19 protein-coding genes are annotated in these 20,054 nt (G+C 71.4%); 8 read left to right on the forward strand and 11 right to left on the reverse strand.

Annotated elements, in window-relative coordinates:
* Positions 1–70 precede the first annotated feature (70 nt).
* Positions 71–499: a hypothetical protein gene (locus JHW38_RS18725; RefSeq protein ID WP_207522826.1), complete on the forward strand. Its 429-nt coding sequence runs from the start codon at positions 71–73 to the stop codon at positions 497–499.
* A gap of 100 nt (positions 500–599) precedes the next feature.
* Complete coding sequence (locus tag JHW38_RS18730) at positions 600–1,025, forward strand: hypothetical protein (protein WP_207522827.1); 426 nt, start codon at positions 600–602, stop codon at positions 1,023–1,025.
* 100 nt (positions 1,026–1,125) lie between these two features.
* On the opposite strand, the gene JHW38_RS18735 is transcribed toward JHW38_RS18730, so the two are convergent.
* Together JHW38_RS18735 and tal are read right to left on the reverse strand one after the other, a co-directional pair.
* A complete protein-coding gene (locus JHW38_RS18735) occupies positions 1,126–2,406 on the reverse strand; it encodes an NAD(P)/FAD-dependent oxidoreductase (RefSeq protein WP_207522828.1) in 1,281 nt (426 codons plus the stop codon).
* Positions 2,407–2,416: 10 nt separating this feature from the next.
* Positions 2,417–3,370, reverse strand: a complete 954-nt coding sequence (tal, locus tag JHW38_RS18740) for a transaldolase (protein ID WP_207522829.1) — start codon at positions 3,368–3,370, stop codon at positions 2,417–2,419.
* 184 nt (positions 3,371–3,554) lie between these two features.
* On the opposite strand from tal, the gene JHW38_RS18745 reads away from it, so the two are divergent.
* The gene (locus JHW38_RS18745; RefSeq protein ID WP_428995329.1) at positions 3,555–4,400 is read left to right on the forward strand and encodes an NYN domain-containing protein; all 846 of its coding nucleotides are present in this window, start codon (positions 3,555–3,557) and stop codon (positions 4,398–4,400) included.
* A gap of 204 nt (positions 4,401–4,604) precedes the next feature.
* Here the strand turns inward: JHW38_RS18745 and JHW38_RS18750 are convergent, their stop codons facing one another.
* Positions 4,605–6,857, reverse strand: coding sequence for a primosomal protein N' (locus JHW38_RS18750; RefSeq protein ID WP_207522831.1), 2,253 nt, complete (start codon positions 6,855–6,857; stop codon positions 4,605–4,607).
* Between the two features lie 454 nt (positions 6,858–7,311).
* Between JHW38_RS18750 and JHW38_RS18755 the strand changes: the two genes are divergently transcribed.
* Both JHW38_RS18755 and JHW38_RS18760 read left to right on the forward strand, forming a co-directional pair.
* The gene (locus tag JHW38_RS18755; RefSeq protein ID WP_207522832.1) at positions 7,312–8,313 is read left to right on the forward strand and encodes a hypothetical protein; all 1,002 of its coding nucleotides are present in this window, start codon (positions 7,312–7,314) and stop codon (positions 8,311–8,313) included.
* Positions 8,310–8,954 carry a DUF3106 domain-containing protein gene (locus JHW38_RS18760; RefSeq protein WP_207522833.1) on the forward strand — a complete coding sequence of 215 codons (645 nt, stop codon included), beginning with the start codon at positions 8,310–8,312 and terminating at the stop codon, positions 8,952–8,954. The genes JHW38_RS18755 and JHW38_RS18760 overlap by 4 nt, the downstream gene beginning before the upstream one ends.
* Before the next feature lie 122 nt (positions 8,955–9,076).
* Here the strand turns inward: JHW38_RS18760 and JHW38_RS18765 are convergent, their stop codons facing one another.
* The gene (locus JHW38_RS18765) at positions 9,077–9,397 is read right to left on the reverse strand and encodes a DUF4286 family protein (protein WP_207522834.1); all 321 of its coding nucleotides are present in this window, start codon (positions 9,395–9,397) and stop codon (positions 9,077–9,079) included.
* 5 nt (positions 9,398–9,402) lie between these two features.
* Positions 9,403–10,893: a DUF3667 domain-containing protein gene (locus tag JHW38_RS18770; RefSeq protein WP_207522835.1), complete on the reverse strand. Its 1,491-nt coding sequence runs from the start codon at positions 10,891–10,893 to the stop codon at positions 9,403–9,405.
* 118 nt (positions 10,894–11,011) lie between these two features.
* Here JHW38_RS18770 and JHW38_RS18775 point away from each other — a divergent pair, with 118 nt between their 5' ends.
* Both JHW38_RS18775 and sppA read left to right on the forward strand, forming a co-directional pair.
* Positions 11,012–12,433 carry an MATE family efflux transporter gene (locus tag JHW38_RS18775; protein ID WP_207522836.1) on the forward strand — a complete coding sequence of 474 codons (1,422 nt, stop codon included), beginning with the start codon at positions 11,012–11,014 and terminating at the stop codon, positions 12,431–12,433.
* 157 nt (positions 12,434–12,590) lie between these two features.
* The gene (gene sppA, locus JHW38_RS18780) at positions 12,591–14,477 is read left to right on the forward strand and encodes a signal peptide peptidase SppA (protein ID WP_207522837.1); all 1,887 of its coding nucleotides are present in this window, start codon (positions 12,591–12,593) and stop codon (positions 14,475–14,477) included.
* Between the two features lie 152 nt (positions 14,478–14,629).
* On the opposite strand, the gene JHW38_RS18785 is transcribed toward sppA, so the two are convergent.
* Entirely contained in the window at positions 14,630–14,854 is a 225-nt protein-coding gene (locus tag JHW38_RS18785) for a hypothetical protein (RefSeq protein WP_207522838.1), read from the reverse strand.
* A gap of 115 nt (positions 14,855–14,969) precedes the next feature.
* On the opposite strand from JHW38_RS18785, the gene JHW38_RS18790 reads away from it, so the two are divergent.
* Positions 14,970–15,746, forward strand: a complete 777-nt coding sequence (locus tag JHW38_RS18790; protein WP_207522839.1) for an SDR family oxidoreductase — start codon at positions 14,970–14,972, stop codon at positions 15,744–15,746.
* 112 nt (positions 15,747–15,858) lie between these two features.
* Here the strand turns inward: JHW38_RS18790 and JHW38_RS18795 are convergent, their stop codons facing one another.
* The 5 genes from JHW38_RS18795 to JHW38_RS18815 all read right to left on the reverse strand — a co-directional run bounded on the left by JHW38_RS18795 (position 15,859) and on the right by JHW38_RS18815 (position 19,659).
* Positions 15,859–16,536 (reverse strand): DUF4124 domain-containing protein, encoded by a 678-nt coding sequence (locus JHW38_RS18795; RefSeq protein WP_207522840.1) that lies wholly within the window; start codon positions 16,534–16,536, stop codon positions 15,859–15,861.
* Complete coding sequence (locus JHW38_RS18800) at positions 16,536–17,339, reverse strand: DUF4124 domain-containing protein (protein ID WP_207522841.1); 804 nt, start codon at positions 17,337–17,339, stop codon at positions 16,536–16,538. The genes JHW38_RS18795 and JHW38_RS18800 overlap by 1 nt, the downstream gene beginning before the upstream one ends.
* A gap of 63 nt (positions 17,340–17,402) precedes the next feature.
* Positions 17,403–17,837 (reverse strand): EamA family transporter, encoded by a 435-nt coding sequence (locus JHW38_RS18805; protein WP_207522842.1) that lies wholly within the window; start codon positions 17,835–17,837, stop codon positions 17,403–17,405.
* A 186-nt stretch (positions 17,838–18,023) separates the two neighbouring features.
* Positions 18,024–18,590, reverse strand: coding sequence for a Sua5/YciO/YrdC/YwlC family protein (locus JHW38_RS18810; protein WP_207522843.1), 567 nt, complete (start codon positions 18,588–18,590; stop codon positions 18,024–18,026).
* Between the two features lie 76 nt (positions 18,591–18,666).
* Positions 18,667–19,659: a lytic polysaccharide monooxygenase gene (locus JHW38_RS18815; protein ID WP_207522844.1), complete on the reverse strand. Its 993-nt coding sequence runs from the start codon at positions 19,657–19,659 to the stop codon at positions 18,667–18,669.
* Positions 19,660–20,054: the final 395 nt, after the last annotated feature.

Genomic DNA, 20,054 nt, shown 5'->3' on the forward strand with positions numbered 1-20,054 from the left:
CGCGCCGGCCTGAGACTGCGGCGCCGGCGCGCTCGGCGCGCCGGTCCACAACAACCAAAAGGAGGGGGTCATGGAAGTTGGCAAGATGCTGATCGCGGCCGGATTCGCCGCTGCGCTGTCGCTGTCGTCGGTCGCGCCCGCACGCGCGGGCGATCTGAGCGGCGCGCAACTGACGTGCTATGTCGATACCTACGCTTTCGATGTGCCGCAAGCGGATTGGTGCCACAGCACCTGGACGCCGGGCACCGCGAACAATCCGTCGGTGGCGATGTTCTCGGTGGCCGGCTTGCCGGCGGGCAGCTACAGCTACGCCTGGACCGATCTGGAAACCGGGCGGACGCCGAGCGGCTGCGGCAATGCGGAGTACTGCATCGTGCCGATCGCCACCGAAACCCGCGGCGACGGCGAGGCGCGCGCGCGGGTGGTGGTGACCGATCTGGCCACCGGCGCGCAGCGCGCGCTGGATGCGACGGCCTGGTATTGGGACGGCTACAACTGATCGAACCGGCGCGCAGCGGCGGCGCCGCCGCCGTTGCGCGTCGCCGGTTCCGCTCGGCGTGCGCGCAGCGCGTCTTCGTCGATCGAACAAGGAGAGTTTCATGCGCATCAACGCAATGATCGGACTGAGCGCGGTCGCGCTCGCCCTGGCCATGGGTTACGCCGAGCCGGCCCGCGCCGGCGATCTGAGCAACGCCGGCATGGAGTGTTATGTCGATACCTTCCGCTTCGACATCGCCACCGCCGACAGCTGCACGTCGCTGTGGGTGCCCAACGGCGCGCACGATCCGTCGGTGGCGGTGTTCAGCGTGACCGGGCTGCCGGCGGGCAACTACAGCTACGTCTGGCGCAACCTGGAAACCAACGCGGTCGTCGCCTCGTGCATCTATTCGGCGTGCGCGGTGCAGATCGCCACCGACCGCCTGGGCGACGGCGTGGCGATCCTGCAGGCGACGATCACCGACCTGGACACGGGCGCGAGCCGGCAGGTGCAGGCCACCGCGTACTACCTCGACGGTTACACCTGAGCCGGCGCGAACGCGTCGCACGAATGGAAAGGGCGCCCCCGAGGCGCCCTTTTTCGTTGCGGCCGACGGATGCGCCGCTGGGTTGCGTTCGCCGAGCGCTTCAGTCGTCCGAATCCGCCGGCGCATCGCCGGCGCCGCCGAGAATGATGCGGGCGTGGCGTTGGTAGGTGTAGTACGCCCACGACCAGTTCAGCAGCACCAGCAGGCGGTTGCGGAAGCCGATCAGGAAGAACACGTGCGCGGCCAGCCAGAACGACCACGCCAGCACGCCGGAGAAGTGCAGTCCGCGTAGGTCGACCACCGCGGCGCGGCGGCCGATGGTGGCGAGGTTGCCGAAGTCGACGTAGCGGAACGGCGCCGGCGCGGCTTGGCCGAGCACGCGCGCGCGGATGCTGCGGGCGACGTGGCTGCCCATCTGCTTGGCCGCCGGCGCCACGCCGGGCACCGGCTTGCCGTCGGCTTGCTGCAGGCTGGCCAGGTCGCCGGCGACGAAGATCTCCGGATGGCCGGGCACGCTGAGGTCGGGCAGCACCTGCACGCGGCCGGCGCGGTCGCGCGGCGCGTCGAGCAGCGCGCCGAGCGGCGATGCGGCGACGCCGGCCGCCCACAGCACCGTGCGCGCCGGAACGAACTCGGCGCCGAGGGTGTAGCCGTTCGCGTCGATCGCGCCGACCGGCGTGCCGGTGGAAACTTCCACGCCGAGCCGTTGCAGTTGCGCGCGGGCCTTCTCCGACAGCGATTCGGGAAAGCTCGCCAGCACCCGCGGGCCGGCTTCGATCAGGCGCACCCGCGCCTTGGCCGGGTCGATGCGGCGGAACTCGCGGCGCAGGGTCTTGCGCGCGATCTCGGCCAGGGTGCCGGCCATCTCCACGCCGGTCGGGCCGCCGCCGACGACGGCGAAATGCAGCCACGCGTCGCGTTCTTCCTCGGTCTGCGCGGCTTCGGCGCGTTCGAACGCGAGCAGCACGCGGCGGCGGATGTGCAGGGCGTCGTCGAGCGTCTTCAGGCCCGGCGCGTGCGCCGACCATTCGTCGTGGCCGAAATAGGCGTGGGTGGCGCCGCTGGCGAGCAGCAGGAAGTCGTAGCCGATGGCGTCGCCGTCGGCCAGCGTCACCTGGCGCGCGGCGGCGTCGATGCCGGTCACCTCGCCCAGGCGCACTTCGACGTTGGCCTGCTTGCGCAGGATGTGGCGCAGCGGCGCGGCGATGTCCGGCGACGACAGGCCGGCGGTGGCGACCTGGTACAGCAGCGGTTGGAACAGATGGTGGTTGCGGCGGTCGATCAGGGTGATGCGCACCGGCGCCGAGGCCAGTGCGCGCGTCGCCCACAGTCCGCCGAACCCGCCGCCGACGATGACGACGTGCTTGCGCGGTTCGGACATGGCGGCGTCCTCACCCGTTCAAGCGTTGGGCGAGCAGCGCTTCGAGCTTGCGCTGGTCGGCGGCGAAGCGGCGGATGCCGTCGCCGAGCTTGTCGGTCGCCATCGCGTCTTCGTTGTGCTGCCAGCGGAACGCGATCTCGCTCAGGCGCTCGCCCGGCGCGGCGCGTTCGCCGCTGTCGTTCAACGCGCGCGGCACTTCGCCGTCGCTGGCCTGCAGCTCGCCGAGCAGTTCCGGCGAGATGGTCAGGCGGTCGCAGCCGGCCAGCGCCAGCACCTGGCCGACGTTGCGGAAGCTCGCGCCCATGACTACGGTGTCGTAGCCGTGGCGCTTGTAGTAGTTCCAGATCGCGGTGACCGACTGCACGCCCGGGTCGTCCTGCGGCGTGGCCGGCTTGGCGGCGCCGTTGGCGAGGTGCCAGTCGAGGATGCGGCCGACGAACGGCGAGATCAGGTACACGCCGGCCTCGGCGCAGGCGACCGCCTGGGCGAACGAGAACAGCAGGGTCAGGTTGCAGTGGATGCCTTCCTTCTCCAGTTGCTCGGCGGCGCGGATGCCTTCCCAGGTCGAGGCGATCTTGATCAGCAGGCGGTCGCGGCCGATGCCGGCGCGGTCGTACAGCTCGACGATGCGGCGCGCCTGGTCGAGGGTGGCCTGGGTGTCGAAGCTCAGCCGCGCGTCGACTTCGGTGGAGACGCGGCCGGGGATCAGCTTGAGGATCTCGCCGCCGATGGCCACCGCCAGACGCAGGCCGGCGTCGCCGACGCGCGCCTGCGCGTCGCCGCCCTGCGCCTGGGCCAGGGCCGCTTCGATCAGCGGCGCGTACGCGGGCAGGCCGGCGGCCTTGAGCAGCAGCGAGGGATTGGTGGTGGCGTCGAGCGGACGGAAGCGGGCGATGGCTTCGATGTCGCCGGTGTCGGCGACCACGGCGGAGAGTTGGCGCAGTTGTTCGAGTCGGTTGCTCATGGGGGCTTCGTATCGGTCGTTGGTCTCGCGGCCATTTTCGCCTATCGCGGTTAGTCCGTCATGAAGCCGGCGCTATCTTCTGCCGCTCGGCGCGGCGCGGGGCGGCGGGGCCGGCGGCTGCGTCGGGGCCGCGCGTTGCGTTAGGCTGGCGCGAACCGGCCGCGCCGCGGCCCTGGAGTTGCCGATCATGGCCGTAGCCACGGAAGAAAAGCGCATCGCCCTGCTGATCGACGCCGACAACGCGCCGGCGGCGAAAATCGAGGTGATCCTGGCCGAAGTCGCCCGCTACGGCGCGGCCAACGTGCGCCGCGCCTACGGCAACTGGAAAAGCCCGAACCTGAAAAGCTGGGAGGCGGTGCTGCACGAGTACGCGATCCGCCCGATCCAGCAATTCGCCTACTCCAAGGGCAAGAACGCCTCGGACATGGCGATGGTCATCGACGCGATGGACCTGCTGTACGCGCGCAACCTCGACGCGTTCGCGATCGTCTCCAGCGACGCCGACTTCACCCCGCTGGTGATGCGGCTGCTGACCGACGGGGTCAAGGTGTATGGCTTCGGCGAAAAGAAGACGCCCGAGCCGTTCGTCAACGCCTGCTCGAAGTTCACCTACGTCGAAGGCCTGGGCCAGCCGGCGGCCGAGGTGCAGGCCGACGAGACCGTGGCCACGGTGGCGCCGCGCAGCGCCCAGGACCTGCGCAGCGACACCCGGCTGGTTCGCATGCTGCGGCGCGCGGTCGACGCGACCAGCGGCGACGACGGCTGGTCGCACCTGGGCGCGGTCGGGCATCAGGTCGCCAATCAGGCGTCGTTCGATTCGCGCAATTACGGCTATCGCAAGCTCAGCGATCTGATCGAGGCGGCGGGCTTGTTCGAAACCCGGCGCGACAATCAGATCGTGTGGGTGCGCGACAGGCCCAAGGGCAAGGCGGGCAAGGAGCCGGCGAAGGAAGCGGTCAAGGAGCCGGGGAAAGAACCGGACAAGGGCGGCGCGGGCAAGCCCAAGGTCAAAGGCAAGACGAAGGGGTGAGCGCGTATCGACGCAACCGCGGCGGAGGTTTCGTCGTGGTTGCGGGTTCGCGGTCGCAGCTTGCGCAGCTCCTACAGTCCGAAACGGGGCGACACGAAGCCGCTGTAGGAGCGACGCGAGTCGCGACCGCGACACCGCGCTTGCGACGCGAACGGCTATCCCGCAGTCGCGACTCGCGTCGCTCCTACAGGGGGCGATCGCGGCTCAGTACAGATCGGCGGGATCCACATCCAGCGACCAGCGCACCTTGCGCGCTTCCGGCGCGGCGTAGATCGCCGGCAACGCGGCGTCGAGCGCGGCGTGCAGGACGCGCCGCTCCGGCGCCGACAGGATCAGCTGCGCGCGCAGGTAGCCGGCGCGGCGCGGCATCGGCGCCGGCACCGGGCCGTTGATTTCCAGCGCGCTGCGCTCGCTGCCGTCGTGGCGCGCGCGCTGCGCGGCGGCCTGTTGCAGCTCGCGCCGCGCCGTCGCCAGGAACGCGTTGGCCGCTTCCACCTGCTGCGCTTCGGCGCGGATCAGCGCCATGTGCGCGAACGGCGGGAAGCCGGCGGCTTCGCGCTGGGCCAGTTCGACCTCGGCGAACGCGTGGTAGCCGCCGGACAGCAGGGTGATCAGCAGTTCGTGTTCGGGGTGATGGGTTTGCAGCAGCACTTCGCCGGGCTTTTCGGCGCGGCCGGCGCGGCCGGCGACCTGGATCAGCAACTGCGCGAGCTTTTCGCGCGCGCGGAAGTCGGCGCTGAACAAGCCTTCGTCGATGCCGACCACCGCGACCAGGGTCAGGTTGGCCAGATCGTGGCCCTTGGCGAGCATCTGGGTGCCGACCAGCACGCCCGGCGCGGTGCCGAACTCGCTCAGCAGTTTTTCCAGCGCGTCGCGCTTCTGGGTGGTGCCGCGGTCGATGCGCAACACCGGGAAATCGTCTAAGCGCGCGGCCAGCGACTCCTCGATGCGCTCGGTGCCGGCGCCCTGCGATTGCAGGGCCAGGCCGCCGCAATCGGGGCAGGCGTCGGGGGCGGGGCGGCGGGTGCCGCAGTGGTGGCATTGCAGGCGCCGGCCGCCGCCGTGCACGGTCATCGGGGTCGGCTTGAGCGGGGTGCTGCAACGCGGGCAGTGCGCGGTCCAGCCGCAGTCGTGGCACAGCAGCACCGGGGCGTAGCCGCGCCGGTTCTTGAACACCAGCGCCTGGCCGCCGGCGCGCAGTTCGCCGTGCAGGCGTTCCAGCAGTTCCGGCGACAGGCCCGCCTGCAGCGGTCGCTTGCGCACGTCGAGCACGCGCACCCGCGGCGGCTGCGCTTGTCCCGCGCGGCGCAGCAGGCGCAGGTGGCCGTAGCGGCCGGCCTGGGCGTTGCGCAGCGATTCCAGCGACGGCGTGGCGCTGCCGAGCAGCACCGGCACGTCCAGCGCCTTGGCCCGGACCAGGGCGAAGTCGCGGGCGTGGTAGCGGATGCCGTCGAGCTGCTTGAAGCTGCCGTCGTGTTCTTCGTCGATGACGATCAGGCCGGGTTCGAGCATCGGCAGGAACACCGCCGAACGCGTGCCGACCGCGACCCGCGCTTCGCCGCGCGCGAACGCGGCCCAGGTGCGCGCGCGTTCGCCGTCGGCCAGGCCGGAGTGCAGCGCGTGCACCGGCACGCCGAGACGGGCGCGAAAGCGCGCCAGGGTCTGCGGGGTCAGGCCGATTTCCGGCACCAGCACCAGCGCCTGCTTGCCGCGCGCCAGGCAGTCGGCGATCGCGCGCAGGTAGACCTCGGTCTTGCCGCTGCCGGTGACGCCGTCGAGCAGGAACGGGGTGAAGCCGGGCGCGGCCAGGATCGCGTCGACCGCGGCCTGTTGTTCGTCGTTGAGCGGCGGCCCGGGTTGCGGGGTCGGCGCGTGCGCGACCGCCGGCACCGCCGCGCGCTCGGCGTGGCCGCGCTTGGCCAGCGCGCGCGCGGCGCTGCGCCAGTCGTCGAGCAGGTCGTCGAGGCGGTCTTCGTCGAGTTCGTGGTGCTGGTCGAGCAGGTCGGCCAGCCGCCGCGGCTTGCCGGCGCGCAGGCCGGGACGCGCGGTGGCGCCGGCTTCGGTGAGGCGCCAGGCCCAGGCGTGGGTGTCCGGCAGCGGCTCGCCGTGGCGCAGCGGGCCGGGCAGGGCGGTGGCCAGGACCTCGCCGAGCGGGGCGTGGGTGTAGCGCGCCAGCCAGCGCAGCGACTCCAGCAGTTCGCCGTGCAGCAGCGGCTCGGGGTCGAGCCGGGCGGCGACCTGCTTGAGCGCGGCCGGGTCGGTGCCGGGCTCGGGCGCGCCGACCTCGGCGACCCAGCCGACCAGTTCGCGCCGCCCGAACGGCACCCTCACGCGCGCGCCGACCGGGTCGCCGGCGTCGTCGCCGGCGGGCGGAAGGTAATCGAACAGGCGCGGCAGCGGCACCGGCAGGGCGATGCGCCAGACCCCGGCGGGCGGAAAAAACGAAGCCTCGGACATGGCGCCAGTCTAGCGAGCGCGACGGCCGCGGCGGCAGCCGCGCAGTTGCGGGCCATAGCTGCCGCCGGCCCGACAAAGCCCGCGCAAGTGGCTGGCATCCAAGGGAAAATCCCCTTATCCACACGGGCTGTGGATAAATCTGTGCATGGTGTGTCGGCAGCACTGCGCGAGGGCGTTGAATCAAGCCCTCGGGTTAGGTTGGTGAAAAAATCGCCAATCCGTCTATTTTCTTCATAATCATGCACTTAGCCGTGAAACATCGCTGTAATGCGGGGTTTTGGTTCCGTGAAAGAGCGACACATGACGGTTCGATTACTGCTGTGCACAACCGGATTTTTGCGCAAACCGCGTTCCGCCTCGCGCAAACGCGGTTTGGCGGTTTGTCAAGCGGTTTTGCGGCGGCCCGGCGCCGCTCCGGCCTCGCTATGATGCGGCGTATGGTGAAGTCGTCCCGATGAGTTCCGCAGCCCCCGCCCCCGGTTCTTCCGCCCCCCGTTCCACTGCCTCGACCGCCCCCGCCGCACTGTCGGCGTTCCTGCGCGGCGTCGAGCGGCGCGGCGCGGTCCTGGCCGAGTTGCAGGCCGGCGATGCCGGCGCCGGCGACGCCGCGCTGGTCGCGGCGATGGCCGGGTTCCGCGCGCTCGCCGCGGACACCTCGCTCAACGAATGGCCGGCGCGGTTCTGGGCGCTGCTGCTGACCCAGCCCGGCCTGCGCCAGCGCACCCCGGTCGCGATCCCGCTCGACGCCACCGACCGGCTCGGCGAACTCGGCAGCGGCCCGCGCGCGGCCCTGCTGCTGCGGCTGGCCGCCGGCCTCGGCGAGACCGAGGCCGCGGCGGTGCTGCACGTGGCCCCGGCGACCTACCGGCTGGCCCTGCAGCGGGCGCTGCCGCGCCACGCCGACGGCCGCGCCGACCCGCAGGCTTGGCAGCAATTGCGCGAACAGGTGCACCGCCGGATCAAGACCTTGCCGCCGCAGCGGCTGGAGCGGCTGGCGCAGGCGCGCGAGCGGGCCCTGCAGGGCGCGGCGCCGACGGCTTCGGGCAGCGCCGCTAAAGCCGCGGCGGCGCCGCGGCCGCGCTGGCTGATGCCGCTGCTGTGGTCGTTGCTGGCGCTGTGCGCGCTGGCGTTCGCGGCGACCTTTTGGTCGCCGGCCGGCCTGCTCGGCGACGGCCCCGACGGCGTGACGGTGGCGCCGCTGCCCGAAGGCAGCGGCCCGTCCGCGCGCTACAGCCGCGAGGCCGGGCTGATCGCCGACGGCGATTTCGCCCTGATCGCCGACCCGCCGGGCGAAACCGCCGCGGCCGACATCGACTTCCACAGCTGGCTGGCCGCGCGCGACGCCGGCGCGATTCCCGCCACCGCCGCCGCGCCGGCGGCCGAACCGACGCCCGCCGCGCCCGCGCCGGGCAGCGAACGCCCGGGCCTGGAAACCGACACGCAGGAGGGCGAATGAACCGCCACTTCGTCCGCGCCCTCAACCCTGCCTTTGCCGTCGCGCTGGCGCTGGCGGCATCGGCGCCGGCGCGCGCGCTGCCGCCGGAACTCGAGCGCAGCCTGCCGAACCTGCCGGCGCCGGTGCGCGCGCGGATCGAAGCCAACGGCCAGCGCTGGGACGGCTGGAACCAAGCGCAGCGCCACGACTTCGCCCAGCGCGCGGCGCAGTGGAACCAGCTCGGCGCGGCCGAACGCGGCGCGCGCCGCGAGCGCTACCTCGCCTGGCAGGCCCTGAGCCCCGAAGAACGCACGCAGACGCAAGCCGCCGCCGCGCGTTTCGCCGCGCTGCCGGCGGAGCAGCAGCAGGCGCTGCGCGCCCAGTTCGACGCGCTCGACCGCAGCGAACGCCGCGGCTGGCTGCTCGGCCCGGCGCTCGGCGCCGACTACCCGGCGCTGCAGCCGCTGTTGGCGCAGCTGCCGGCGCAGCAACATGCGGCGATGCTGGCCGCGCTGCGCGGCCTGACCGCGCCGCAGCGCAAGGATCTCGCGGTGCTGGTGCAGCGCACCCCGCCGCAGGACCGCGAACGCCTGCGCGCCGGCTTGCTGGCGACGCCGGCGGCGCAGCGCGGCGCCTGGCTGCACGACGCGCTGGCGCGCTAGCGCAACCTGCCGAAGCCCCCTGTAGGAGCGGCGCGAGCCGCGACCGCGCCAATCGGCTACGGCGAACGCACCGCTGCAAGCGAAAAATCACACACCGCGACAAGCGCGCGGCCAGCCGCGACTCAGCGCGACAACACCCGCATCACCCGCCGCGTCGCCGCGAACCGCCCGCCGAACCGCGCCATCCCATCGCCGCGCATCCGCGGCGCATGCTCGCGCAGGTACGTCTCCAGCGCTTCCTCGTCGCGCAGGCGGTAGCGCACGCATAGCGCGATCCGCCCCGGCGCGGGCGACGGCTCGCTGACTTCGTGCAGGTCCGCGCCGAGGAACCCCGGCAAGGCGCAGATCTCGGCGATATGCGCGCGCAGCCAGGCCAGGAAATCCGCGCGGACTTCGGCATCGACATCCAGACTGACTTCGTAAATCGTCGCGCCCGCGTCCATGCCGCTCACATCCGCACGATCGCCGCGGTCATCAGCGCCGCGGTCGCCAGGCTCAACAGGAAGAAATACGCGCAGCCGATCAGGGTGTAGCGCAGCAGCGTCAACGGCCAGCCGTTGCCGTAGACGCGCTTTTCCATCAGCAGCAGATAGATCGGCATCCACGTCCACAACAGGCCGATGCCCAGGCCCTTGAGCCAGACGAAGCCGGCCCAGTGCGGCGCGATCGCGTCGCCGAGCAGCATCAGCACGAACATCGCCAACAGCGCCAGGCACAGGTAGATGTGGCTGTACAACGCCACCACCAGATGCTCGAGGTAGCCGCGGCCGGAGCCGACGTAGGCGATCTTCAGCAGCAAGGCGAAGATCGGCACCATCAGGAACAGCGCCGACGGAATCGCGCCGATCAGGGCGTGGATGTACAACGCCGGATCCTTGCTGGCGCGCTGGAAGTTGGCCTCGCCCTTGCCGACCTGGCGGTTGAGCCAGTCGTTGGCGAACTGCGGCCACCACTCGACCTTGAGCGGATTGGTCTTGGGATCCCAGGGCCGGCCGTTGAACGACAGCGGGCCGTCGTCGTCGTCGCATTCGACCTCGCCGTAGCGCTGGCGGTCGGCCGCGCGCAGCTCGGCGCCTTCGCTGCGGCCGGCGTGGGCGACCTGCAACTCGGCGGCGCGGCAGCCGGCGGCGTGATTGGCCTGGCGGATCAGCCCGGCGTAGTCGGAGGACTGACGCGTCTGCGCCGAGGCGGCGTCGCGCTGCGCCTGGACCGCGGCGATGCGCGCATCGCGCAGGCGTTCGAGCTCGGCCAGGTTCGCGGCCGCTTCCAGCGAGCCCTCGCGCGGCTTGGCGGCCAGGCGCTCGCCTTCGGCGCGCTGCTCGGCGACCTGCTGCGCGTCCAGCCCCTGCAACGCGCGCAAGGCTTCGATGCGCTTGTCGGCCTGGCGCTCGACCGAGACGATCGACGCCTCGATGGTGTCGCGCGCCACCGGCGCGGCCGCGGCGGCGGTGCGCAGCTCGCCGACGATGCGCGCGCGCAGTTCCTCGACCTCGGCGACGCTTTCGGCGGCGCGCATCTGCTTCTTGACGTTGCCCAGGCGCACGGTGGTGCGCTGCGCGGTGTCGATGTCGAAGTGGGTGTTGCTCTCGACGTGGATCGCGAACTGGGCGACGAAGAAGGTCACCACCGACACGATCACGAACAGCCGCAGCGGCGGGATGTAGCGCACGCGCCGGCCGGCCAGGTATTCGCGGGCGACTTTGCCCGGAGACAGCAGATCGCGCAAAGTGCGGAACACGCGGCCGTCGAGGTGCCAGAACGACTCGAACACTTCCTCCAGCGCGTGGCCGAGGTTGCGCACCGGGTTGTGCACCGATTGGCCGCAGGCGTGGCAGTAATGGCCGTGCAGCTCGGCCTGGCAGTTTTCGCAGTGGCTGGGATGCCCGTCGTGGCCGTGGCCGTCCGACGCAGCCGCCCTGGCTTCAGTGGATGCGCTCATGTGTCGAGAAACGAGGCTCCCCGGCCTTCACTTTCGAGCGGGTAAGATAGCCGTCCGCCGCGACCCGGCGCCAGCGCCCCGACCGGATGCGCGGCCGCAGTCGCCGTTGGTTCCCCCCATGTCTGCGTCGTCCCCCTCCGTTTCGAGCCCCGGCCTGGCCCGGGAAATCCGCACTACTCTCGTCCTGGCCGCGCCGCTGGTCGCCGGCCACGTCTCCACCGGCCTGATCGGCTTCGTCGACAACACCCTGGCCGGCCACCACAGCACCACCACGTTGGCGTCGGTGACCATCGGCACCGCGTTGTGGTGGCTGCCGATGATGGTTCCGATCGGCACCCTGCTGTCGGTGCCGCCGTCGGTGTCGCAGCTCGAAGGCGCCGGCCGCCGCGGCGAAATCGGCGCGCTGTTCCGCCAGGCGCTGTGGATGGCGCTGTTGCTGAGCGTGTTCCTGTTCGCGTTCCTGACCCTGATCCCGCACGCGCTGCCGGCGATGGGCATCGCCCCGACCATCGTTCCGGGCGCGCGCGAGTTCCTGCACGGCATCCGCTGGGGCGTGCCCGCGCTGACCCTGTTCTTCTGCATGCGCTACCTCAGCGAAGGCCTGCACTGGACTCTGCCGACCATGCTGCTCAGCGCCGGCGGCCTGCTGGTGCTGCTGCCGCTGGGCTATGTGCTGACCTTCGGCAAGTTCGGCCTGCCGGACATGGGCGCCGGCGGCCTCGGCATCGCCTCGGCGGCGATGCTGTGGGTGCAGGCGATCGGCTTCTTCATCGTGCTGCGCAACGCCAAGCGTTTCGCCGACCTGCGCCTGTTCGAGCGTTTCGACAAGCCGCATTGGCCGACCATCCGCGGCCTGCTCGCGACCGGTTTGCCGATCGGCGTGACCGTGCTGATGGAAGGCAGCTTGTTCATCGTCACCGCGCTGCTGATCGGGCGCCTGGGCGAAGTGCCGGCCTCGGCGCACCAGATCGCGATCAATCTGTCGGCGCTGTGCTTCATGGTGCCGATGGGGCTGGCCGAGGCGACCACGGTGCGGGTCGGCCACGCGCTCGGCCGGCGCGACTACGCCGGCGTGCGCCGCGCCGGTTTCGCCGGCTACGCCATCGTCCTGTGCACCCAGTTGCTCTCCGGCATCCTGCTGCTGAGCGCGAACGAGTGGCTGGTCGGCTTCTACACCAGCGACATGGCGGTGGTGTCGCTGGCCGCCTCGCTGCTGCTGTATTCGGCGATGTTCCAGTTCCCCGACGGCATCCAGGTGCTGTCGGCCGGCGCCTTGCGCGGGCTCAAGGACACCCGCGTGCCGATGATCCTGGCGGCGCTGGCGTACTGGGGCGTGGGCATGCCGATCGGCGCCGGCCTCGGCCTGGGCCTGGGCTGGGGCCCGAAGGGCATGTGGATCGGCCTGATCGCCGGCCTGACCGTCGCCGCGGTGCTGCTGAGCAGCCGCTTCCTGCGTTCCAGCCAGCCCGAGCGGCTGGCCGAGCGGATGGCGCGGGAACGGCCGCACGAAGTCGACCCGCACGAGACCGGCTGCACCTGAACCTGGGCGCGCGCGGGCCGGCCGGCCCGCGGAGCGTTGCGCAGATGAACGGATTGCGGCCAAAACACAACATTTCGACCACCCTACGTTACGAATGGCGGGTGAAACCCGGCCCCGCGCCGGGTTAGTCTGAGCCGGTACACACGGAGCCTGTGCAATGAACGAAACCCTCCCACGTCGCGGGCCGCTGGCCCGTTTCTTCGTTGGCGTCTGGGACACGATGAACTTCACCCGCCGGTTGATCTTCAACCTGGTGTTCTTCGGGTTCGTACTGATCGTCTTCATCGCGATGCTGTTCGGCGGCAACACCAAGCCGTTCCAGGACCGCACCACCCTGGTGATCGCGCCGGAAGGCGCGCTGGTCGAGCAATACAGCTCCGACCCGGCCTCGCGCGCGCTCAACCGCGCGCTCGGCGACAAGAATCCGGAAGTGCAGCTGCGCGACATCGTGCGCGCGCTCGACGCGGCCAAGGACGACAAGCGCATCGAGCGCGTGGTGCTGCGCCTGGACAAGCTCCAGGCCAGCGGCATGGCCGGCCTGCGCGAAGTCGCCGCCGCGGTCGCGCGGGTGCGCGCGGCCAAGAAGGAAGTCATCGCCTTCGCCGAAGCCATGGACCAGAAGCAGTACCTCATCGCCGCGCAGGCCAACGAGGTCTACCTGGATCCGATGGGCGGGATGATGCTCGAAGGCCTGGGCCGCTACCGCCTGTACTACCGCCAGCTGCTGCAGGAAAAGCTCGGCGTGGACGTGCACCTGTTCCGGGTCGGCGAGTTCAAGTCGGCGGCCGAGCCGTACATCCTCGACGCGGCCTCGGAGGAATCCAAGACCGCCGACCTGTTCTGGATGAACGACCTGTGGCAGCGCTACCTCGGCGACGTGGCCAAGGCGCGCAAGCTCGACCCGAACGCGCTCAACGCGGCGATCGACGAGATGCCGGCGCGGCTGGACGCGGTCAAGGGCGACCTCGGCAAGTACGCGCTCGGCCTGAAGCTGGTGGACGGGCTGAAGACGCGCGAGGAGGTCGATCAGATCCTGACCAAGCGCGGCGTCGCCGACGAGGACGCCGACGGCGGCTTCCGCCAGATCGCGATGGACGCCTACCTGTTCAACCTCGACCGCCTGAGCAACCCGGCCGACAGCCGTCCGCAGGTCGCCATCGTCGTGGCCGAGGGCGAGATCAGCGGCGGCGAGCAGCCGCCGGGCACGGTCGGCGGCGTGTCGACCGCGGCGCTGCTGCGCGAGGCGCGCGACGACGACAACGTCAAGGCGCTGGTGCTGCGGGTCAACTCGCCGGGCGGCGAAGTGTTCGCCTCCGAGCAGATCCGCCGCGAGATCGTCGGCCTCAAGGCCGCCGGCAAGCCGGTGGTGGTGTCGATGGGCAACCTGGCGGCGTCGGGCGGTTACTGGATCTCGATGAACGCCGACCGCATCTACGCCGATCCTTCGACCATCACCGGTTCGATCGGCATCTTCGGCCTGATTCCGACCGTGCCGCGCGCGCTGGAGAAGATCGGCGTGCGTTCCGACGGCGTCGGCACCACCCGCTTCGCCGGTTCCTACGACATCACCCGGCCGCTGACGCCGGAAGTCGGCCAGATCATCCAGACCATCATCAACAAGGGCTATGCCGACTTCACCGGCCGCGTCGCCGAGGCGCGCAAGAAGCCGGTGGCCGACGTCGACGCGGTCGCGCGCGGCCGCGTGTGGAGCGGCGCGCAGGCCAAGGAACGCGGTCTGGTCGACGAACTCGGCGGCCTGCAGGCGGCGATCGACGACGTCGCCCAGCGCGCCAAGCTGGGCAAGGCCGATGCGTTCCGGGTGCGCTACGTGGAGAAGGCGACGACGCCGTTCGAACGCTTCTTCGCCAGCTTCGCCGGCAGCGGCGCCGGCGCGATGGTGCTGGGCCATTCCGACCTCGCCCGCAGCCTGCTGCTCAAGGCCGTGCCGCAGGCGGCCGCGGATCTGCGCTTCGTCGAGAACGCGACTTCGCCGACCAACGGTTCGCCGGTGAAGGCGGTGGCGTACTGCTTCTGCACGCTGTAAACCGCGCGGCCGGCGCCCGGCGCCGGTTCGGGTAAAACGAAAACGCCGCGTCGGATCCGATGCGGCGTTTTCCGTTTGCGCGACGGGTCGCGGCGGAGCGCGAAACATCGGGCCTTCAGGCCCGACGCTTTCCGCTCAGGAGAGACGAAACCTCAACCGCCCTGCGCCTCGACCGCATCGCGCGTCTGCTGCGCGCCCTGATCGACGCTGTGCTCCACGCCCTTGGCTTCCTGGATCGGTTTCTGGATCGCATCGCGCATCTGCGTGGCCTGCGGATCCACCGGCCGTTCCTTCTCCGGCGGCTGCGGTTTGGAACAGGCCGCGATTGCGGCGATCGACACGGCGCAGGCCAGGGCGGCGGCAAGGCGAGACTTCATCGCGGCATCCTCTCGACAGGTTGGCCGGTATGCTACGCCGGTCGCGCGCCGCGCGCGCGGCGGCTTCTACATCACCCGCACACCGCAACCCGCAACGACCGTACCGGAGGCACCGATGGACCCCAAACGTTGGCGATTGGACGGGCAGATCGCCCTGGTCACCGGCGGCAGTGCCGGCATCGGCCGGGCGATCGCGCGCGAGCTGCTGGGCTTCGGCGCCGACGTGCTGCTGGCCGCGCGCGACGCGGCCGCGCTGGAGTCGGCGCGCGCCGAGCTGATCGAAGACTTCCCCGACCGCGAAGTGCAGGGCTTCGTCGCCGACGTCGCCGACGACGAGCAACGGCGCGAGCTGCTGGACTGGGTCGAGGACTTCGGCGAAGGCCTGCACATCCTGGTCAACAACGCCGGCGGCAACCTCAGCAAGCCGACCAACGACTACACCGAGGACGAGTGGCGGCAGGTGTTCGAGATCAACCTGTTCTCCGCGTTCGAACTCTCGCGCTACGCGCATGCGCTGCTGACCCGCCACGCCGCCTCGTGCATCGTCAACGTCGGCAGCGTGTCCGGCACGACCGCGGTGCGCACCGGCTCGCCGTACGGCATGAGCAAGGCGGCGATGCACCAGATGACCCGCAACCTGGCGGTGGAGTGGGCCGAGGACGGCATCCGCGTCAACGCGGTGGCGCCGTGGTACATCCGCACCCGCCGCACCTCCGACAAGCTGGCCGATCCGGACTACCTCGACGAAGTGCTGCTGCGCACCCCGGCCGGGCGCATCGGCGAGCCGGAGGAAGTCGCCGCGGCGGTCGCGTTCCTGTGCCTGCCGGCGGCGGGCTACATCACCGGCGAATGCATCGCGGTCGACGGCGGGTTCTTGCGTTACGGGTTTTGAACGACGCGCCGCGGCGTTCGCGGCGCGATGCCGTAAGCCGGCGCGCTGTCTGCGGCGCGCCGATTCAAGCCGATCGGCTGTCCAGCCGCGATCGTCCGCGTCGCAGCCGCGCTCACTTGCCGCAGGTGCTCTCGACGACGATCCGCTGGATCCGCGCATACTCCGCGGCCGAAGCGTCGCGCCCGTCGGCGCGGCCGAAGCGCAGCGCCGACTCGGCTTCGCGCAGGCGCTGTTTCCAGCTCTCGCACAGGCGTTCGTCGGGGATGCGCTGGCATTGGTCGTCGACCATCTGGCAGGCCACGCCGGCGCCGCTGCCGACGCTGCCCAGGCCCGTGGTCTGCAACGGCGCGCAGCGCTGCGGCGGCTTGCCGTCGTCGTTGAGGTAGCGGCCGTTGTCGTAGGTGCGGCATTCGAACAGCGCCGGCGGCGGCAGCCGGTCGGCGTCGGCGATCGACGACTTCGGCAGCGGCGCGGGCGCGGTCGCCGGCGGCTGCGCCTGCGGCGGGCGCGCCACTTGCGGCAGCTGCGACGACACCGGCGGATGCATCGGCGGCGCAGCGGGCGCGGGCGAGGAATACTGGCCCGGCCCGGTGATCACCGTCGGCGGCGCCGACGACACCGGCGCGTCCTCGATGACGCGTTTTTCCTGGGTGCTGCCCTTGGGGCAGGGCGTGTTGTTCTGTACGGTGAGCTGGCCGATCGCGTCGGTGCAGCGATAGATCACCACCTTGCCCTGAGCCTGCGCGCCGCCGGCGGCCAGCAACAACGCCCACAAACCCCACACGCGCATCAGTAAGCTCCGCAATCTTCGTTGAGGCGCGCGTCGATGCCGCGCTGTTCGGCGGTGATCGCGTTGCGCTCGCTCTGCAAGGCGCTGTTGTAGCGGCGGTCGCCTTGCCAGCGCTGGTCGCGCAGCCGCGCGCACACTTCCTGCTGCGGCAGCCGATGGCATTCGTCGCGCACCAGTTGGTTGTAGTAGCCCGCGTAGCCGTAATAGCCGCCGGGGACGACGTAGCCGCTGTTGCTGGAATACGAGACGTGGCCGTGGCGGCCGCCGATGGCGATGCGGGTCGACGAGTCGGCCACGCGCACGCCGGTGTCGATGCGCCCGGCCGGATCGCCCAGGCGCGGCGTCGGCGCGCCGATGCGGCGGCCGAGCGAGGTGCCTTCGTAATACGGAACGCCGACGTCGACGACCGGCATCATGCGCGGGTTGCCGTCGCCGTTGTCGCTGACGTAGCGGCTGCCGTCGGGGCGCACGCAGTCGTACATCGGCTGCGGCGTGCGCACCACCAGGTACTGCGGCGGCGGGTTGCCGGCGCGCGCGGGCTGCGCCGGCGCCGGCGCGGCTTCGAGCGGACGCGGCGGCGGATCCACCGGCCGCGCCATGCTGACCGTCTGCTGGCGCTGGCCGGCGGCGCAGGGCGTGTCGCGCAGGCTCAGCCGGCCCTGGTCGTCGGTGCAGCGGTAGATCAGCACGTCGCCAGCGGGCCTGGCCGGCGCGTCGGCGGCCAGGCCCGCACCGCTCGCGAGCAGGCACGCGCCGGCGACAAAGGCGGCGATGCGGAGACGACGGAGCGGGACGAAGCGCATGTGCGCATCTTGCGCCACGAATGCGTTAGGGAAAAGCCGCGCCCGGCGCGGTCCGGCGGCGGTTCAGCGCCGCCAGACCAGCACCGCGACGCCGCCGCCGACCAGCAGCAGGCCCAGCCATTCGCGCGGCGACGGCCGTTCGCCGAGAAAGGCCACCGCGAACAGCGCCGCCAGCACCACGCTGAGCTTGTCGACCGGCGCCACCTGGGCGACCTCGCCGAGCTGCAGGGCGCGGTAGTAGCACAGCCACGAGGCGCCGGTCGCCAGCCCCGACAGCACCAGGAACAGCAGCGAGCGCGCCGGCAGGCTGCGCGGATCGACCCACTGCCCGGTCAGCGGCACCAGCAGCGCCAGCACCAGCAGGATGACGAGGCTGCGCACCAGCGTCGCATAGTCGGCGGAGATGCCGGCGACGCCGACCTTGGCCAACACCGCGGTCAGTGCGGCGAAGACGGCCGAAAGCAGGGCCCAGATCGACCAGGCCGGAAGGGAGGACATCGCGCGGCTCCTGAGCGGGTCGACGCGAGCCTGGCACGGCGGCGGTCGCGGCGGTGTCGGAGCGGCGTGCGCGGGCGCCGCAGGCGCGAGCTGCGCACGCGTGGGCGCGGGATGCGGGCGCGAGGCGCCAGCGCGAGGTACGGGCGCGAAGTGCGGCTGCGAAGCGCCTACGGCGCGCGCCGCGGCTCAGCCGCGCAGCACTTCGCCGGTCAGCGCGACCCGGATCGGCGTCGGCGCGTCCAGTCCGCCGGTTTCGCCTTCGCAGACGCCGTCGGCCAGGGCCAGCACGGCGCGGTCGAGTTGGTCGCGGCGGAACGCCGGCGGTTGCCCGGCGAGGTTGGCGCTGGTCGACACCAGCGGCCCGCCGTGCGCGCGGCACAGCGCGCTGGCCTGCGCGTGCGCGCTGACCCGCACGGCGACGCTGCGGTGCGCGCCGCTGATCCACGCCGGCACCGCCGCGGTCGCCGGCACCGCCCAGGTGTGCGGGCCGGGCCAGCTCGCGCGCACCGCCTGCGCGCGTTCGGGCGGCAGCGCGTCCCAGTCGACCAGCGCGTCGAGTTGCTCCAGCGACGCGGCGATCAGGATCACGCCCTTGTCGACCGGCCGCTGCTTGATCGCCAGCAGCCGCAGCACCGCGTCCTGGTCGAACGGATCGCAGCCGATGCCCCACACCGCTTCGGTCGGATACACCAGCACGCCGCCGCGGGCGAGCGCCGCGGCGGATTGTTCGATGCTCAGGGACGGAGCGGGCATGCGGCGGTCCTGCGGGAAAAACGCAGTGTCGCACGCGTCGCGGCGGCGCGCAGGGCGCCGCCGCGACGCCGTCGCTTCAGTGGCCGTGGTGGGCGTGATCGACCGCGGGCTTGGCCGATTCGGGCAAGCGCACGTCGAACGCGTAGGAGCGATTGCCGCTGAGGTACACGCGGTTGTCGGTGCCCGACTGCGCCTGCACCTGGCCGCCGCGCTGCTGGCCGATGCGGGCGAACTTGGCGCGCGCGTTGACTTGTTCGGCGACGCGTTGCGGCCATTGCGCGGTCGAGGTCTCGCCGGCGCGCAGCACGGTTTCGATCTTCTCCGCGTCGCTGCCGTCGGGATTGAACACGCGCAGGGTCACCGCGGTGCCGGCCGGATAATCGTTGACCACGTTGAGCGGACCGGCCTCGCGCCACGGCGACTTGGCGTCGGCGACCGAGCTGTTGAAGTTGACGTCCATGCAGGTATAGAACGCCTCGGTCGAATCCGAGCGCTGCCAGGTGTTGTAGATCACGTGGCGGCCGCTGCGCGCCGGCAGGGTGCAGGTGATGTGGTAGTTGTTGCCGGCCGACAGCGGGATCGAGCCGGTCTTGCAGAACTGCTGCAGGTCGCCCCAGCGCAGCGCGGTGTTCGGGTTCCAGCCCTGCCGGGTCACGTAGAACGTCCAGTCCTTGGTCGCGTGCGGCGCGGTGGCGTAGAAGGTGAAGGTGTAGCTGCTGCCCGAGCGCACGGTGGTGGTCTGCCAATCGCTGCGCACGATGTCGAGGCCGCGGAAGGTCGGGTTGTTGCCGCTGCACAGCTTGCCGTCGGGCACCACGGCCTGATGGTTGCTGTTGGCGTTGGCCTGGTTGATGCCGTTCCAGTCGTAGAACAGCTGCGAGCCGGCCACGGCCCAGGCGGCGCGGCAGGCCGGGTCGGAGGGATTCTCCTTGTTGCCCAGATAACACTTGTAGATGCGGCTCTGCGGATTGACGAACGAGCCGTGGGCGAATGCGGTGGAGGCAGGCAGCGCGGCCGCGCACAGGGCGACGGCGGCGGACAGCAGGGTGCAGCGTTGGATGCGGGTCATGGCGACTCCTGTCGATGGGCAAGATGACGGGCCCCCCAACAGATTCGCGATGGCGTGCTTCCGGCGCGATTGCGATCGCGTCTCGGGACGGGTGCGGCCGCGCGGCGGCGCCCCGGCGTTTATGCGGCCCGATCCTAGTGGCCGGGGGCGGGCGATTCTGTGCGGAGCGTCGCCTGGGGGGACATGCGCGGGCGTGCGGTGGGCGCCGGGATGCGGGAAACGCGGGGTGCGTCACGGATGATGGGGTGGGGTGCGGCGATTGGCCGCTGGCGTTCGGGCGTTCGCGTTGTTGCTGAGTTTCGTCGTTGTCGCATTGTCGCGGTCGCGGCTCGCGCCGCTCCTACATGGGCTCCCTGTAGGAGCGGCGCAAGCCGCGACCGCGACAAAACAACCAC

This window comes from Lysobacter enzymogenes (genome assembly GCF_017355525.1).
GTDB classification, from domain to species: Bacteria; Pseudomonadota; Gammaproteobacteria; order Xanthomonadales; family Xanthomonadaceae; genus Lysobacter; species Lysobacter enzymogenes_C.